The 15,454-nt window shown below is 61.7% G+C and carries 15 protein-coding genes; 7 read left to right on the top strand and 8 right to left on the bottom strand.

The features are described 5' to 3' along the window. Positions 1 to 3: 3 nt before the first annotated feature. Positions 4 to 885 (bottom strand): transcriptional regulator CynR, encoded by an 882-nt coding sequence (cynR, locus tag C2L65_RS38160; protein WP_042305550.1) that lies wholly within the window; start codon positions 883 to 885, stop codon positions 4 to 6. 143 nt (positions 886 to 1,028) lie between these two features. On the opposite strand from cynR, the gene C2L65_RS38155 reads away from it, so the two are divergent. Genes C2L65_RS38155 through C2L65_RS38145 form a run of 3 tightly spaced genes read left to right on the top strand, consistent with a single transcriptional unit; the run spans position 1,029 to position 2,750 of the window. After that, on the top strand, positions 1,029 to 1,688 hold the full coding sequence (locus C2L65_RS38155; protein ID WP_042305562.1) for a carbonic anhydrase: 660 nt from the start codon (positions 1,029 to 1,031) through the stop codon (positions 1,686 to 1,688). A gap of 49 nt (positions 1,689 to 1,737) precedes the next feature. Then, the gene (gene cynS / locus C2L65_RS38150; RefSeq protein WP_042305551.1) at positions 1,738 to 2,208 is read left to right on the top strand and encodes a cyanase; all 471 of its coding nucleotides are present in this window, start codon (positions 1,738 to 1,740) and stop codon (positions 2,206 to 2,208) included. A 59-nt stretch (positions 2,209 to 2,267) separates the two neighbouring features. After that, entirely contained in the window at positions 2,268 to 2,750 is a 483-nt protein-coding gene (locus tag C2L65_RS38145) for a nuclear transport factor 2 family protein (RefSeq protein WP_042305552.1), read from the top strand. Positions 2,751 to 2,781: 31 nt separating this feature from the next. On the opposite strand, the gene C2L65_RS38140 is transcribed toward C2L65_RS38145, so the two are convergent. Next, positions 2,782 to 4,377 (bottom strand): EAL domain-containing protein, encoded by a 1,596-nt coding sequence (locus tag C2L65_RS38140; RefSeq protein WP_233446639.1) that lies wholly within the window; start codon positions 4,375 to 4,377, stop codon positions 2,782 to 2,784. A 658-nt stretch (positions 4,378 to 5,035) separates the two neighbouring features. Here C2L65_RS38140 and C2L65_RS38135 point away from each other — a divergent pair. After that, entirely contained in the window at positions 5,036 to 7,207 is a 2,172-nt protein-coding gene (locus tag C2L65_RS38135; RefSeq protein WP_042305553.1) for a M1 family metallopeptidase, read from the top strand. A 91-nt stretch (positions 7,208 to 7,298) separates the two neighbouring features. Here the strand turns inward: C2L65_RS38135 and C2L65_RS38130 are convergent, their stop codons facing one another. After that, positions 7,299 to 8,228 carry a LysR family transcriptional regulator gene (locus tag C2L65_RS38130; RefSeq protein WP_042305554.1) on the bottom strand — a complete coding sequence of 310 codons (930 nt, stop codon included), beginning with the start codon at positions 8,226 to 8,228 and terminating at the stop codon, positions 7,299 to 7,301. A gap of 119 nt (positions 8,229 to 8,347) precedes the next feature. On the opposite strand from C2L65_RS38130, the gene C2L65_RS38125 reads away from it, so the two are divergent. Further along, positions 8,348 to 9,205: an oxidoreductase gene (locus C2L65_RS38125; RefSeq protein WP_042305555.1), complete on the top strand. Its 858-nt coding sequence runs from the start codon at positions 8,348 to 8,350 to the stop codon at positions 9,203 to 9,205. A gap of 84 nt (positions 9,206 to 9,289) precedes the next feature. On the opposite strand, the gene C2L65_RS38120 is transcribed toward C2L65_RS38125, so the two are convergent. From C2L65_RS38120 to C2L65_RS38110, 3 genes are all read right to left on the bottom strand, one after another. Beyond that, positions 9,290 to 10,123, bottom strand: a complete 834-nt coding sequence (locus C2L65_RS38120; protein ID WP_042305556.1) for a hypothetical protein — start codon at positions 10,121 to 10,123, stop codon at positions 9,290 to 9,292. A gap of 264 nt (positions 10,124 to 10,387) precedes the next feature. Then, positions 10,388 to 10,693, bottom strand: coding sequence for a hypothetical protein (locus C2L65_RS38115; protein WP_042305564.1), 306 nt, complete (start codon positions 10,691 to 10,693; stop codon positions 10,388 to 10,390). 196 nt (positions 10,694 to 10,889) lie between these two features. Next, positions 10,890 to 11,723: an NAD-dependent epimerase/dehydratase family protein gene (locus C2L65_RS38110; protein ID WP_042305557.1), complete on the bottom strand. Its 834-nt coding sequence runs from the start codon at positions 11,721 to 11,723 to the stop codon at positions 10,890 to 10,892. 63 nt (positions 11,724 to 11,786) lie between these two features. Here C2L65_RS38110 and C2L65_RS38105 point away from each other — a divergent pair, with 63 nt between their 5' ends. Next, positions 11,787 to 12,890: a LacI family DNA-binding transcriptional regulator gene (locus tag C2L65_RS38105; RefSeq protein WP_427910220.1), complete on the top strand. Its 1,104-nt coding sequence runs from the start codon at positions 11,787 to 11,789 to the stop codon at positions 12,888 to 12,890. 61 nt (positions 12,891 to 12,951) lie between these two features. Here C2L65_RS38105 and C2L65_RS38100 read toward each other — a convergent pair whose 3' ends face one another. Further along, positions 12,952 to 14,241: an MFS transporter gene (locus C2L65_RS38100; protein ID WP_042305559.1), complete on the bottom strand. Its 1,290-nt coding sequence runs from the start codon at positions 14,239 to 14,241 to the stop codon at positions 12,952 to 12,954. 470 nt (positions 14,242 to 14,711) lie between these two features. Between C2L65_RS38100 and C2L65_RS38095 the strand changes: the two genes are divergently transcribed. Continuing rightward, positions 14,712 to 15,038: a hypothetical protein gene (locus tag C2L65_RS38095; RefSeq protein ID WP_039901535.1), complete on the top strand. Its 327-nt coding sequence runs from the start codon at positions 14,712 to 14,714 to the stop codon at positions 15,036 to 15,038. 129 nt (positions 15,039 to 15,167) lie between these two features. Here the strand turns inward: C2L65_RS38095 and C2L65_RS38090 are convergent, their stop codons facing one another. Then, a complete protein-coding gene (locus tag C2L65_RS38090) occupies positions 15,168 to 15,416 on the bottom strand; it encodes a hypothetical protein (protein ID WP_007588826.1) in 249 nt (82 codons plus the stop codon). Positions 15,417 to 15,454 lie beyond the last annotated feature (38 nt).

Below are 15,454 nucleotides of genomic sequence, written 5' to 3'. Positions count from 1 at the left end.
CTCTCAGCGCTTCAGACTCTCCATCAACACCTGCACGAACGCCTTGCTCGCCGCCGTGCGATACGCGTCCTTACGCTGCAGCAGCGCAGCCGTGCGCGCGGGCAGCGGCGGATCGAGCGGCACCGGCCGCAGTTCGGCATGCTCGCGCGCGATGCCGTCGGGCAGCACGGTCGCAAGCTGGCCGTGTCGCACGATCTCGACGATCGCGCTGATCGAATTCACCTCGATGGCAACCTGCGGGCGAACGCGATGCCGCGCGCAATACTCGTCGATATAGCGGCGCGTCGCGAATGCCTTGTTCAGCAGCACCAGCGGCTCTTTCGCGAAGTCCTGCGCGGAAAGCGCCTTGCGACGCGACGCGCGCGCATGGCCGCCGCCGACCACGAGGCTCAGCGTCTCCTGAAACAGCGGCTGGCTTTCGATTTCCGCTGCGTACACCGGCTCGAACGCGATGCCGGCATCGAGCTTGCCATCGGCGAGTTGCGCTTCGATCTGGTCCTGCGTCATTTCCTGAATCTCGATCGCGATGCCCGGATGCGACGCATAGAAGCGATCGATGACAGGCCCCACCAGATACGCCGTGAACGTCGGCGTGACAGCAAGACGCAGATTGCCGCTGCTCAGCTCGCCGACATCGTGAATGGCTCTCACGCCCGCATCGAGATCCTGTAGCGCGAGCTTTGCATAGCGCATCCATGCCACGCCCGCATCCGTCAGTTGCACGGTTCGGCCCGAGCGGTCGAGCAACTGCGTGCGCAGCGTGTCTTCCAGTTGCCTGATCTGTTGCGACAGCGTGGGCTGCGACACGTGCAGCGCCTCAGCGGCGCGCGTGAAATTGCGGTGTTCTGCAACGGCCAGAAAATAACGGATATGGCGTAGCAGCATGCCTGCCTCTGTCGAGTAACTATTGGTTATGCCTATAGCCACAATCATAAACCGGTCTTGGACACTATGGCTGATCGCGTCCATTCTTTGTTCAACGCAGCGCAACGCAACCCAACGCACTGAGCGACTGAATGGAGCGAATCATGCAAGAGATCATCGACGGTTTTCTGAAATTTCAGCGCGACGTCTTTCCGGCGCGCAAAGAGTTGTTCCGCAAGCTGGCTACCAGCCAGACACCGCGGACCCTGTTCATTTCGTGTTCGGACAGCCGGATGGTGCCCGAACTGGTCACGCAACGCGAACCGGGCGACCTGTTCGTGATCCGCAATGCCGGCAACATCGTGCCTTCGTTCGGGCCGGAGCCGGGCGGCGTGTCGGCCACGGTCGAATATGCGGTGGCCGCGCTAGGCGTCACCGACGTCGTGATCTGCGGCCATTCGGATTGCGGTGCGATGACGGCGGTTGCAACGTGCAAGTGCCTCGATCACATGCCCGCCGTCGCAAACTGGCTGCGCTACGCCGATTCGGCGAAGCTCGTCAACGAATCGCGTGATCATGCAAGCGAGCGCGAACGCATCGACTCGATGGTGCGTGAGAACGTGATCGCGCAACTCAACAATCTCAAGACTCATCCGTCCGTGGCGCTGGCGCTCGCGCAAGGCCGCCTGAAGCTGCATGGCTGGGTCTATGACATCGAATCCGGTTCTATCGATGCACTCGACAGCACGACACGTCAGTTCGTTTCGCTGGCCGCGCATCCGGATGTCAACGCGACGCGTGAGGAATGTGTCGCAGCGTTTTGATTTTCGCCTCGTCGTTATTCCCAGCTTCACTCATCCAAGGAGCAACACCATGACCCAATCGCAAACCACCCAGTACGCACGCGAAGCCCTGACCGAAACCATCATCGATGCCAAGACGCGCAAGAACCTGACGTTCGAAGCGATCAACGAAGGCACGGGCCTGAGCGTCGCGTACACGACGGCCGCGCTGCTCGGCCAGCACGCACTGCCTGAGAAGGCGGCGAAACTGGTTGCCGAGCGTCTCGGACTCGACGACGACGCGGTCCGTCTGCTGCAGACCATTCCCGTGCGTGGCAGCATTCCCGGAGGCGTGCCGACCGATCCGACCATCTACCGCTTCTACGAAATGGTGCAGGTGTACGGCACGACGTTGAAGGCGCTGGTTCACGAGCAGTTCGGCGACGGCATCATCAGCGCGATCAACTTCAAGCTCGATATTCAGAAGGTGCCGGACCCCGAAGGCGGCGAGCGCGCAATCATCACGCTCAACGGCAAGTATCTGCCGACCAAGCCGTTCTGATTTCCTCAGTCCTGCACGAACCAAAGCACGGCAACTGACCTCGTAAAAGGAGAGTCGACATGTCTACGCAACAACAGGAAATTCGTCCGCCGCTTCCTCCGTTCACGCTGGAAACGGCCAAAGAGAAAGTGCGCCTCGCGGAAGACGGCTGGAACTCGCGCGATGCGGCGAAAGTCGCGCTTGCCTATTCGCTCGATACGAAGTGGCGCAACCGCGCGGAGTTCGCAAACAATCGCGCCGAGGCGCAGGCGTTTCTGGAGCGCAAATGGCGCAAGGAATTCGAGTATCGGCTGATCAAGGAGTTGTGGGCGTTCGGCGGCAATCGCATCGCGGTGCGCTACGCGTATGAATGGCGTGATGACGCGGGCAATTGGTTCCGTTCGTACGGCAACGAGAACTGGGAATTCGGCGAAGACGGTCTGATGCAACGCCGCTTTGCGTGCATCAACGACATGCCGATCAAGGAGTCGGAGCGCAAGTTCCATTGGCCCCTGGGCCGTCGTCCCGACGATCACCCCAGCTTGAGCGACCTCGGCCTTTGAACGTGAAGCGCACGCGTTACGCCTGACATGCTCACGGCGTGACGCGTGTTTTCGTCGTGAGCGGGTTGCGGCTGGTATCGACGAAGAGTTGAGAAATGGGCACAGGGCGCTGGTAGAAATAGCCTTGACCGAACGGGATGCCCAGGCTGCGCAGCGCTTCGTGCTGCGATTCCGTTTCGACGCCTTCGGCAACGACTTCCATCCCATAGTGCTTCGACACGGCGGCAATCGCGCGTATCAGTTCGCGGCCTTGCCGGTCGACTTGCCGCACGAACTGGCCATCGATTTTCACGTAGTCGAACGGGAAGCGGCCGAGCAGATCGAGGTTGCTGTGCTGCGTGCCGAAATCGTCGATCGCGAATTGAACGCCGTGCGCCTTCAGGCTGTTGAAGATCGCCTCGATGCGTGGATGCTTCTGCAGCAGAAAGCGTTCGGTGACTTCGAGCACGAGCGTGATGTCGTCGGGAAGCTTGTCGTTTGCGGCTAGTACGTCTGCGACGAATTCCTTGCGCTCCAGATCCATTGGCGCAATGTTGACGGCGACGCGCAATGGGCGGATGTCTGTCTTTTGCGCGATGTCCTGTGTCGCGCGTTGCAGCGCAAAGCGGGTGACGCTCGCCAGCAGACTGCTGTTTTCCACTTCCGTCATGAACGCACCGGGGCTCACGGGGCCCCATTTCGGATGCGTCCAGCGTATCAGCGCCTCGACGCCCGTCACGCGGCGCGTAGCGATCTCGACCACGGGTTGATACGCGATATGCAATTGCCCATGCCTGAGCGCGCGGCGTACGGCTGAAAGCAGCAGGCGGCGCGGCGCAAAGACGATCAGGTATCCAGCGCCGATAAGCAGATTCATGAGGATGGCCCCGGCACCTGCGAGCAAGCCGTATTTCCAGTGTGTTTGCGTGACGAACGTCGGCGCGGCTGCCACGACGATCGAGAACGACCAGCGTGCCGACGACGCGCGCGTGCCGTGCAATGCGGCGGCGCTGTCGGCGGAAATCATCTCGCCACGGTCGTTCAATGCTTGCGCGTTCGATACGACGAGCACCACCTGGCCCGCTTCGTAGCGTACGCCGTGCGCGAGCGTATCGGCCAGATACGTGGCCTCGACGACGTAGAGCAGGCCGGTGTTCTTGCCCGTTGGAACATACAGCGGCATCACGGGTGATTGCGGTTGATACGGCGTGCCTGCAATCAGTTCTAGCGTGCTGCCGGCAGGCGCGGGCGTCAGATAGGCGGAAAGCGGAACGTCGACACGTCCGATCACCGAAGAGCAATAAAGCCGCTGGTTCTCGACGAGGTTCACGCTGCGCACGTACTGAACGTAGGTCTCCAGTTCGGAGAGGCGAAGCTCGACGTCGGAGCAGGGCTGTCCTGGCAGTGTCGACAGTTCTTGCTGCCGGCGTGACGTGACGTTGTCGAGAATGCGGTCGATGGATTCGACCATGTCGCTGGCGATCAGGCTTTCGCGTTCACGAATGGCGGCCTGATCTTCGTGACGTGCCCACAAGGCAGCGGTGGCGAGCACACACGCCCCGCAAAGCACCGCGACGACGAGCGCGAGCATCGGGGTGAAGCCGCGCCCCACGACAGCAGATTGGCGGATGGATGAAAACCTGTTCACATCGTGGTCCGATGTAATCGTCGGATAAATATAGCATGCGAGCCATTCGCGAACGGCGCTCCGAAACGTCAGCGGGCATTGCCGTTTGAATGGCGTTACTGATCAATTGATTTGCATGCCCTTCGTTGGAATGCATTTCTTTAATGGCTATTTCGACGAATTAGTGGATTCAGGAAATAAGACGAGAATCGCTTATGTCTTTTATGGAAAACCCGTATGTCCACCTATGCGAAATAAATTCAAAGATGAGAGTTCGTTCCGAATCGATTTTATTCATCATGCATAGTAGAAATATTCGAGAAATATTTTGTAATGGAAGTTGACACGCTGACGTTTGCCCAACTAATCTACCGTCCATCGTAAGCTGACAGTCATTCAAGCGGGCGCATCAAATTACTATCGCGCGCGTGGTCAGCCCTGCGAGTCTGTGCGCGTGGCGTCCGCCACGCGGCGTTGTCATGCCGTAATTTTTTCTCTAGTTCACGTTCTAAAAATGTAAATATCAGCGAATTGGGCTGAGGCCTGTTTTCGTCTGTTTATTGCAATTCTTTCATTCGCCTTAAAGCGCGTGGGGGAGACCTTTTTTCGCGATTTTTAATAATAAAAAGAGACGCATAACCACACATTTCCAGAGCTGCTTTATCCGATAGGACGAACCATGCGACCATATTTTCGGTTAAAGGCGCAGTGCCTGTTGCTGGCTGCGACACTGGCGTTGAGTGCATGTGGTGGTGGAGACGATGGAGGTCTGGCTTCGAGCAAGTCCGCCCAGGTGGGCGCGACGGCGCCGGCGTCGCAACCTGCGCTCGCGGCGCCGGAGTCGCCTATAGTCGCCGATACGTCGATCAACAAATCGGTGCCGCCCGTCGAGTTGCCCGACACCGTGAAGCCGATCAACTACAAGTTGTGGTTCCGGCCTAACCCGGCTCTGAACGCGTTCGACGGCCGCGCCGATGTCGAAATCCAGGTCACGAAGAACATCAATCAGATCGTCATCGCCGGGCATCGCATCAAGTTCGTCAACGGCAAGACAACGCTGCAGCCTGGCAACATCCAGCTGATCGCGACGCCACAGGACGACGGTGACTTCTACCAGCTGCGTCCCGTCAGCGGCCAGATTCATCCCGGCAATTACTCGCTGCATATGGAGTGGTCGGGCATCATCAACTTCAAGACCTACGACGATCCCGCCACGAAAACAGGCGGCAGTTGCGGCGACGATCCGTATCCGGGCTGCTCTGCGGCGGAAGGCGTGTTCCGCGTCGATCTGAAGTCGACGGACGGCACGACGAGCGGCGCGATTCTCACGCAAGGCGAAACCAACCTCGCGCGCCAATGGTTCCCGGGCTGGGACGAGCCGGCTTTCCGGATGACGTATGAGGTGTCGGCGGAAGTGCCGCAGAACTGGCGCGTCGTGTCGAATGCCGCGGAGAAGCCGTCCGTCAATGTGGACAGCGGCTACAAGCGCGTCACGTTCGACAAGACGCCGCCGATGCCGCAATACCTGCTGTTCTTCGGCGGCGGTATGTTCGACACGCTCGAAGACGACTTCACGAGCCCGCTGAAGGACGGCAAGAATCTGCATCTGCGGATCTTCACGCCGCCCGGCATGCGCGACTGGGCCGTGCCGGCGATGCAGCAGACCAAGCAGGCGCTCGACTATTACTACCGCTATACGGGCATCCCGCTGCCGCTGACGAAGTTCGACACGATCGCCGCGAACGATGCGTTCAAGGAGCAGAAGGACCTGAACTTCGGCGGGATGGAGAACTGGGGCGCCATTCTCGAATTCGCCGACGACATTCTTCCGCCGCCCGGCACGCCGATGTCCGACTATGGCGTGGTGGTGCTGACGCACGAGGCCGCGCACCAGTGGTTCGGCGATCTCGTGACGCTCGACTGGTGGGACGACGTGTGGATGAACGAATCGTTCGCGACGTACTTCGAGAACAAGACGAAGATTCTGTTCTTCCCCGATCGTTTCAGCTGGGTCGACGAGGTGAAGACCAAGTACGCGGTGATGTCGCGCGACCTGCGCAACACGTCGTTCCCGGTGCAGCCGAACTTCAACGACTGGGCATCGAACGATTTCGTGTTGAGCGCCAGCCCGTTCACGTACGACAAGGGCGGCATCGTGCTGAAGATGCTCGAGAACTATCTCGGCGATGGCGTGATGCGCCGCGGCCTGCAGTCGTATCTGGCCGACTACTCGCTTGGCAACTCGACGCCGAAGCGTCTGTGGGACGAGCTTGCGAAGGTGAGCGGCGAGCCGATGGTCGCGATCGGCGACAGCTTCGTACGGCAAACGGGCGTGCCGCTGGTATCGCTCGATACGCAATGCGATCTGACGAGCAATCAGACGGTCGTCACGCTCAAGCAGTCGCCGTATCCGAACCAGAATCTGTATCCGGGCATTCAATGGACGGTTCCATTGACGCTCGCTTATGGTGAGGGTCTCGCGCGGCGCAAGACGGTTGCGCTGAAGGACACGCAGATGCAGGTGCGGGTCAACGGTTGCTCGGCTGTCGTCGCCGACCCGAGCGGGCTCGATTACTACGTGACGAACTACGGCGACAACGCGTGGAGCCAGTTGCTCGCGCAGAGCAGTGCGTTGACTGATCCCGTGTTGCTGACCAACCTGCAGATGGAAGCGAAGATGCTCGTGAATTCGGGCCTCGCCGACCCTTCACGCGCCACGACGATCGGCTCGATCACGCCGCCGGTCAGCGCGATGGCGCGCCGTCAGGTGCTGGTGACGCCGCAGGCAGAAACGGCTCGTCCGACGCTGCGTTATCAGGGCAAGCTGAAGCCGCGTAACAAGACGGAGTAACGTCATTCCCGTTTGACGGCGCGCGCCCGTCCGCATCATGCGGACGGGCGCGCAATTTTTTTGCGCTCGATTGTCACGCGCAGTCCACGCGTCACCCACGCAATTCCGCAGGCTCGAGAAAGAAAGCCTTGTTATCCGCGAGCCGCTCGATCATGAAGTCGATGAAAGTCCGCACGCGCAGCGGCTGTTCGGTGCGATGACGGTAGTAGATGTAGATCGATTCACGCTGCGTCATGTGCTGCGTCAACAAGGGCACGAGCCGTTCGCCACGAATATGCGAGACGGCCGAGAAGCTGCCCAACTGGCCAATTGCGAGACCTGCCAGCACCGCGTCCGTCTCTGCGTCGATATCGTTCGCGCACAGTGTCGCGGCGACGTCGCGATAGACGATTTCATCGCCGATCAGAAATTCCCACGGCGCCTGCTTGCCGGTGTTCGCGCGCCGGTATCCCGTGCAGCGATGCGCGTCGAGTTCATCGACCGTCGACGGTTTGCCGTGACGCTCGATATACGCCGGCGACGCGCACACGATCAACTGAATAGGCAGCAGCCGCCGCGCAATCGTGCCGCCCGATGGCGGCGATCCGCCGCGAAAACCGACGTCGGCGCGATCGCTGACGAGATCGGTGAAGTGATCGTCGAAGCGCACGTCCAGTTGCACCTCGGGGTAGAGCGCAGCGAATTCGAGGACGGACGGCCACAGCACCGCGCGGCCCAGCGCCATCGGCGCGCTCACACGCAGCGGGCCCGCGACTTCGTCTTTCGCGCGGCGCGCGTCGTCGATTGCCGACGACAGCGTGGCGAGCGCCGGCTCGACGCTTTGCAGCAGCCGCTGTCCTTCCTCCGTCAGGCTCAGCTTGCGCGTGGTCCGATGAAACAGCCGCACGCCGAGCGACTTTTCCAGCTGCATCACGGCGTGGCTGGCCGCCTGAGGCGAGATGCCCTGATCGACGGCGGCCTTGCGCAGGCTGCCGACGGCAGCGGCGCGGACAAAGATCGAGATGGCGCGGACCTCGTTCATCGGCTGTTCCCGATTGGCAAATAAAAATTGATTATCAGTCTAGCAATTGACGGCTAGTTTATGCGAATCGGACGTCCTATTCTTCGTTTCACTCTCACCACGAACGTAGGAACACGATCATGAGCAACGTCACGAAACAACAGTTCAAGCGCGTCTGGTTCATCACGGGCGCTTCGCGCGGTCTGGGCGCGCTGATGGCCGAAGCGGCGCTGGCCGATGGCAATGCCGTCGTCGCCGCGGGCCGCAATGCCGCCGCGATCGTCGAGCGGCTCGGCGAGTCGCCGGCCTTGCTGCCCGTCGCGCTCGACGTAACCAGCGAAGCGCAGGCGCAAGCCGCCGTCGAGGCCGCCGTCGAGAAGTTCGGCCGGATCGACGTGCTGATCAACAACGCCGGCTTCGGCCTGCTGGCGGCTGTCGAGGAATCGAGCGACGCCGACGTGCGCCGCATGTACGACACCAACGTCTTTGGTCTGCTGAATGTGACGCGCGCCGTGCTGCCCGTCATGCGCAAGCAGCGCTCGGGGCACGTGATCAACATGTCGTCGATCGGCGGTTATCGCTCGGGGGCGGGTTTTGGCGTGTATTGCTCGACGAAGTTCGCTGTCGAAGGCATCACGGAAGCGCTGCATGCGGAGTTGAAGCCGCTCGGCATTCACGCAACTGTGGTCGAGCCGGGCTATTTCCGCACGGACTTTCTGGATGGGTCGTCGCTGCTGGTCGGAAAGGACATCATCGACGACTACGATGAGACGTCGGGCAACGTGCGCCGCTTCGCGGTCGGCATGAACCACAACCAGCCCGGCGACCCGCAGAAACTGGCGACCGCGCTCGTCACGCTCGTCGATGCGCAAACGCCGCCGCTGCGTCTTCCGCTCGGCACCGATACGCTGAAGGCGATCGCGGACAAGAACGAATACGTGACGACGGAAACGGAAGCCTGGAAGACGCTGTCGGCATCCACGGACTTCCCCGTCTAAGCAGGTATTGATCGGACAAAAGCAAAAGCAACGGCGCCGCTGCGAGTGCAGCGGCGCCGTTGTGCTTTGCGTAAATAACCCGCGTTATTTCGGCGGCGGCAGCGAGGGGTCGAGCTTGGCGGAATCGCGGACCAGTTGATCCGTCGCCGCTGCGGCGATAGGGTTCGAACCGGCGCCGGGTTTCATCGCCCGTTGCTGCTGTTCGGTCGCAGCGTGAACGGCCGACATGTTCGGCGGCGGCAGCGAAGGATCCAGCTTCGCCGAATCGCGCACCAACTGGTCTGTTTGCGCGGAGCCGGATGGATACGAACCGCGAGATGCGCTGCGCGAGTCCGTGCTCGCCGTGGAAGGCGTTTGAGTCGGCATCGACGTGGGAGGCGGCAACGAAGGATCGAGTTTCGCCGATTGCCGGACGAGTTCATCCGTTTCCGGCGTCGCGCCCTGATTCGCTGCTGCGCGTCGGTCCAGATTTTCGCGTCCGCGTTGCGCGCGGGCTGCCGGTGCTGGCACCACTTTCGGTGCGCCCGCGTCCTGCACGTTCACCGATGCGACGGCCGTCGACGGCGCCGGTTTCGCCTGCTCGGTGCTCTGCGTGACGACAGCGCTGGGCGCGGGCTTCGTCGGCGCAGGTGCTGCCGGAACTGGAGCGGGGACGGGAGCCGGAACAATCGGTTGCTGCGCGACGGCGGCGCTCTTCGTGATCGCGCGCGGCGGCGTCGACTGGCCGATACTGCCTTCCGTCATATGACTTTCGCTGACGCGCGAATCGACGGCGGCAGGGCGCACGGCTTCATCCATGCCGGCCTTGGCTTCGGCCGTTGCACGGCGGTCCGCCTGAAGCAGCATCAGGTACGTGGTCAAGGCGGCGCCGAGCACGAGCCCGGCGATAATCATCAAAATCTTTCGGGTGGTCATCATACTGACGGTCGTTCGATCGACGCGAGCGTCGATCACGACGGCTCGCGGGTTTACATCAGACAAATGCCAGCAATTGGCACGCCTGACGAGTGGAGACAGGCGAGCAATAAGCAGAGAATCGTGCTCCCCAAAAGGGGACGATGACCGCCAGGCGCATGAAACGCGGCGAGTCGAAGCTTCTCCGATTATCGAACGCTTCGGTTTAGTTTGCGTGTCGAGAACGCGCGCTACTGACGGCGCGTTGATTGCACAACTAACGTCTGATCATTCCCAGGGATTGGGTGCGAACAGTCCCTGTGGGCGGCGCATGCCATGACGCAGAAACCAGTGCCTGACAGCGCTGAGCTTGCGTGGCAGACCCGGCATCCGATTGCCTTCGATGCGGGCTTTTGCGCACGACGTCGCGTACTCGATCGCCTCTTCCTCGGAAGAAAAGTAGCCGAGGATGCCAAAGGCTTTACGCCGTCCGTTCGGGCCGGTGACGAACACGCTGGCCGCGTATCCGCGAGTGCCCACGGACGCAAGTGGGATGATGACGTGGCGCCGGTAATGTACTGCATGCCTGTCCATGATCATCTCCAAGGGTTTTGCCCTAGGTCACATGGTACACGTTGCGAAACTGTGCCGGCAATTCATTGCGGCTGCGAAAAAAAATTCGCCAGCGGATGCGCTGGCGTCACGCGCGATGCAGGCAATGGGGCTGCATCGCGCGTGATGTGGAGCGTTTTTGCTGCTCCTGCCGCGCTATGCGGCGTGAAGCGCCTGCTTAAGCGCTGCGCTCCATCGGTTCGCCGAGTACGAACATGCCGCCCTGGAAGCGTTGCGCCGGGTCGTCGTATTCGGCTGTCGGCGACGTCACGGGGAAGCGGTCCGAGAACTGCGTGGAGCTGTCGCGCGGACGGAAGCCGAGAAAATTCGCCTTTGTGTTGTCCCACCACTTGATGGGGTTGTCCGACGCGCCATACACGACGGCATGGCCGACACGGTTCGTAAACAGCGAGCAGCGCACCAGTTCGATGAAGTCGCGATAGCTCAGGTACGTGACGAGCATGCGCGGATTCTTCGGTTCTTCGAACGACGAGCCGATGCGCAGGCACACGGTCTCGATGCCGAAGCGGTCGAAGTAGTAGCGCGACAGCGATTCGCCGAAGCACTTCGTCACGCCGTACAGACTGTCGGGACGTTGCGGCGCGTCGGCGTCGAGCACTTCGGTGACGGGGTGAAAACCGATTGCATGATTCGAGCTGGCGAACACGACGCGCTTCACGCCATGTTTGCGCGCGGCTTCGTACAGGTTGTACGTGCCGCGGATGTTCGCTTCGATCAGATCGTCGAACGGTGCGTCGATCGAAATGCCGCCCAGATGCACGATCGCATCGACGCCGTCGACCATGTGCATCACGGCCTCGCGGTCCGCCAGATCGACGACGCTCGCTTCCTCGTGCGCAGCAGCGGCGCTCATGGGGGCGATGTCGCTCACGCGCACGATGTCGGCCCAGGCGGCCAGCGCATCGCGCAGCTGGCGGCCCAGATTGCCGCCCGCGCCGGTCAGCAGCAGGCGGCGGAATGGCTTGCGCGACCCAGCAGATGTCTCGTTCATTGCTAATCCTTCGAAATAACCTGAAATAAGGAAAACGTTTTCCAACTATAAAGGCGACGCCGGCTGTGCGTCAATCGCCAGATTTATCAAGCCGCGAGAGGTCGGCGAACAGGTTTCACTGCAGGCGTTTTCTGCGACAATTCGGTTACGGCAAACGAAAACGTTACCTTCCGGATGAAAAAAGTTTCCCCAACCATTCGCGATGTTGCTGGCGACGCGGGCGTGTCGGTCGCGACCGTTTCCAAGTACATGAACGGCGCGCAGCGTTTCTCTCCCGCCGTCGAAGCACGGCTCAAGGAAGCGATCGAGCGGCTCGGCTATCGCTCGAACCCGCTTGCGCGCTCGATGATCACCGGCCGCACGCGCACCATCGGGCTCGCGATCCTCGACATCAGCAATCCGCACTTCACGAACGTCGTGAAGGGCGCGAACCGCGTCGCGCTGCAGCACGATTACACGCTGCTGCTGGTCGATACCGAAGAGAACCAGGCGCGCGAGCGTTCGCTGATCGAGGCGCTGGCGCAACGTGTCGACGGTTTGATCGTCAACTCGCGGATGCCCGACGAAGAATCGCAGTGGATGCTCGAACTCAACAAGCCGCTCGTGCTGCTGCGGCGCAGTCCGGGTCTGCCGATACCGAGCGTCGGTATCGACAACCGGCTTGCCACTTACATGCTCGCGCGTCATCTGCTGAACCTCGGGCATCGGCATATCGCGTATCTCGGCTTTGGCCAGGCCCGCATCAACGACGAGCGGATTCGCGGCGCGCGCGAATGTCTCGACGAAGCCGGCCTCACGCTCGCCGTACACGACGCGCATGCGCCCACTGCGCAAGCTGGCGAGCAGGCCTGCTCGCGCGTGATGCTCGGGCCGCAGCGGCCGCAGGCGGTGATCTGCTACAACGATCTGATCGCGCTCGGCTTCATGAAAGAGGCCGCGTCGCTCGGTTTCAAGCTGCCGCGCGACGTCTCCGTGACGGGCATCGACAACGTGCCCTATGGCGAGTACGCCGCGCCCGCGCTGACTACCGTTGATATTCAAAGCGAGAAAATGGGCGAACTGGCGATGCAGAAGCTGATCGACGGTCTCGCGGGCCACGCGGAGGCCGAGCATTCGATGTTCGAGCCGCGCTTGATCGTGCGCGAGTCGACGGCCGCTTGCGGCTGAGGATCGACCCGCGCCACCAGCGATGGCACGCGCGCCGCGCGTCGCAGCGCGGCATGCCTGATTACGCATCGAGCTTCGCGGGCGTCATGCGCGGCGTCAGCAGGTGCATGACGACGAGCGCGATGAGGTAAGCGAGCGCGCCGATTGCGAACAGCACCCAGTAGTGACCGGTGCGTTGCAGCACCTGGCCGATCACTTCAGAGAACAGCACGCCGCCGATCGAACCCGCCATCCCGCCGATACCAACCACGGCGCCGAGCGCGCGGCGCGGGAACAGGTCGGAAGCCGTCGTGAACAGATTCGCCGACCAGCCCTGGTGCGCGGCCGCTGCAAGGCCGACGATGCCGACTGCGACCCACAGGTTGTCCACTTGCGACACGAACGCGATGGGCAGCACGCAGCACGCGCAGATCAGCATCGCCGTCTTGCGCGCCGCGTTCACGGTCCAACCCTTGCGCAGCAGCGTCGACGAAATCCAGCCGCCGCCGATGCTGCCGACCGTCGTGATCGCGTAGATGACCACGAGCGGCAAGCCGATGTGCTGCATGTCCATGCCGCGCGACTCGTTGAGCCACTTCGGCAGCCAGAACAGGTAGAACCACCAGACGGGATCGGTCAGGAACTTGCCGATCAGGAACGCCCACGTTTCGCGCTTGCGGATCAACTGGCCCCAGCCCGGCGCGGGGGCGTTCGCGTTGCGGGCGTCGAGCGCGTCGGCGTCGTCGCGCGTATCGTCGAACGCTTCCTCCTGGTCGCTACGGTCGGCGGGACGGTAGACGACGAGCCACACGGCCAGCCACACGATGCCGATCGCGCCGATGATGATGAACGCCGCGCGCCAGCCGTACAGCACGGCAAGGGGCGGAATGATCGCAGGCGCGAACACTGCGCCGATATTCGCGCCCGAGTTGAAGATGCCCGTGGCGAGCGCGCGCTCGCGGCGCGGAAACCATTCAGCCGTGGTCTTGATCGCGGACGGGAAGTTGCCGCCTTCGCCGATGCCGAGCAGCGCGCGCACCATCGCGAAGCCCATTACCGAGCCGACGGCCGCGTGGAGCATCGCGGCGATGCTCCACACCAGCATCGCGGCCGCATAGGAAATGCGCGTGCCAAGCCAGTCGACGATGCGCCCGAAGCCCAGCAGGCCGATTGCATAGAACGCGGAGAAGGCGATCACGATGCGGCCGTACTGCACCTGCGTCCAGCCGATTTCGTGCTGGAGCACGGGGGCGAGCAGACCGAGAATCTGCCGGTCCATGTAGTTGATGACGGTCGCGAAGAAGAGCAGCGCGCAGACGGTCCAGCGGAAGCGGCTGGCAGATCGCACGACGCCGACGACGGCAGATTGCATGTATGTCTCCGTTCGCGGCATCGCTCGTCGCGCCGCGTCTTTATTCATGGCCGGCGACGAGCGCCGGTGCGGGATGCGTCGCGCGCTGGGCGGCGGCGCGGGCATTTTTCCGTCACGTTGGGAAAACGTTTTTCCAAGAATAGGCGGTTTGTTGCTGCTTGGCTAGTACGTGTTTTCCGGGATGTACGGCGGGATGGCGTTTTCTGTGGGGGGCAGATTGATGTTCCGGTAGTTAATCGTTTTCTACAAGGTGGGTAGAAAGTGAGAGTCCAGCGTGCTGGCCGAGGGTGTCCCGCGTATGCATGCATCAGAAAAGCGCACCTCGATGGGGCGTTTGCTGCCTCAGTAGACTCGATTCAGGCGCTCAGAGGCGGATGCCGGTATCTTTCGCATCACTGCGTGGACTGTGCAGGGGAGAACGAGGGCTGTATGCTGTAAAGCGCAACCACGCTAAAGCAATGGGGCAAAAAATGACTACGAACTCCGCCAAACTCCCGCCAGACGTGGAAGCACTATCGACGTTGTCCGAATATCTCGAGCGTGCGCTCGATAAGGCGCTCAGCCTGATCATGCTGCGCACGGGCGTCGAAGACGCAAGGCTGTATCTCGGTGACGTGAGCGCGCCGAAAGAGGAATGGGCGAGCTGTGGGACCATTCACCGTGAACTGTCGGACGCGATACTGGTGGCGACGCAGTCAGGCCTCAATAATCTCAGTATCGACGGGCAGACGTACCGTTTCACGAGAGTGTTTGCCCAAGCGGAAAACCGGGGTGCAATCGTATTCACCCCTGCGTAACCAGGCATCCGCCAGGAGCACCGGTAGCCAGCCGCCACTAAGACTCGGATGAAGGCGGTGGCACGCCGTCGTGCGCGGTTTATGACGCGACGGCGTATCGATCGGCGGACAGCGTCCGCCGAGCGCCGCTCAGTTCGGCAGCAAAACAGGTAACTGCGACACGCGTCCCGTCTGCACGTCGAGCCACATCTGCCGGCCGCTTGCCGAATGACTGTAGACGAGCGCGCGCATATCGCGATGCGTGCCGAGAAAGCCCATCAGCGCGCGCACGTTGCGCTTGCCGTGATAACGCAGCGAGCGCGACGTCTCGCCATTGACGATGACGACAGGATTGATCCGCACGAGCCGCGCAATGAGTTCAGGGTTGACTGTATCCACGTACGATCCTCGAATGAAGTTACTGTCTTCGCTAACGT

This window comes from Paraburkholderia terrae (assembly GCF_002902925.1).
In the GTDB taxonomy this organism is placed as follows: domain Bacteria; phylum Pseudomonadota; class Gammaproteobacteria; order Burkholderiales; family Burkholderiaceae; genus Paraburkholderia; species Paraburkholderia terrae.
The sequence above is the reverse complement of the archived record's forward strand: the minus strand, read 5'-3'. Positions and strand labels throughout refer to the sequence as shown.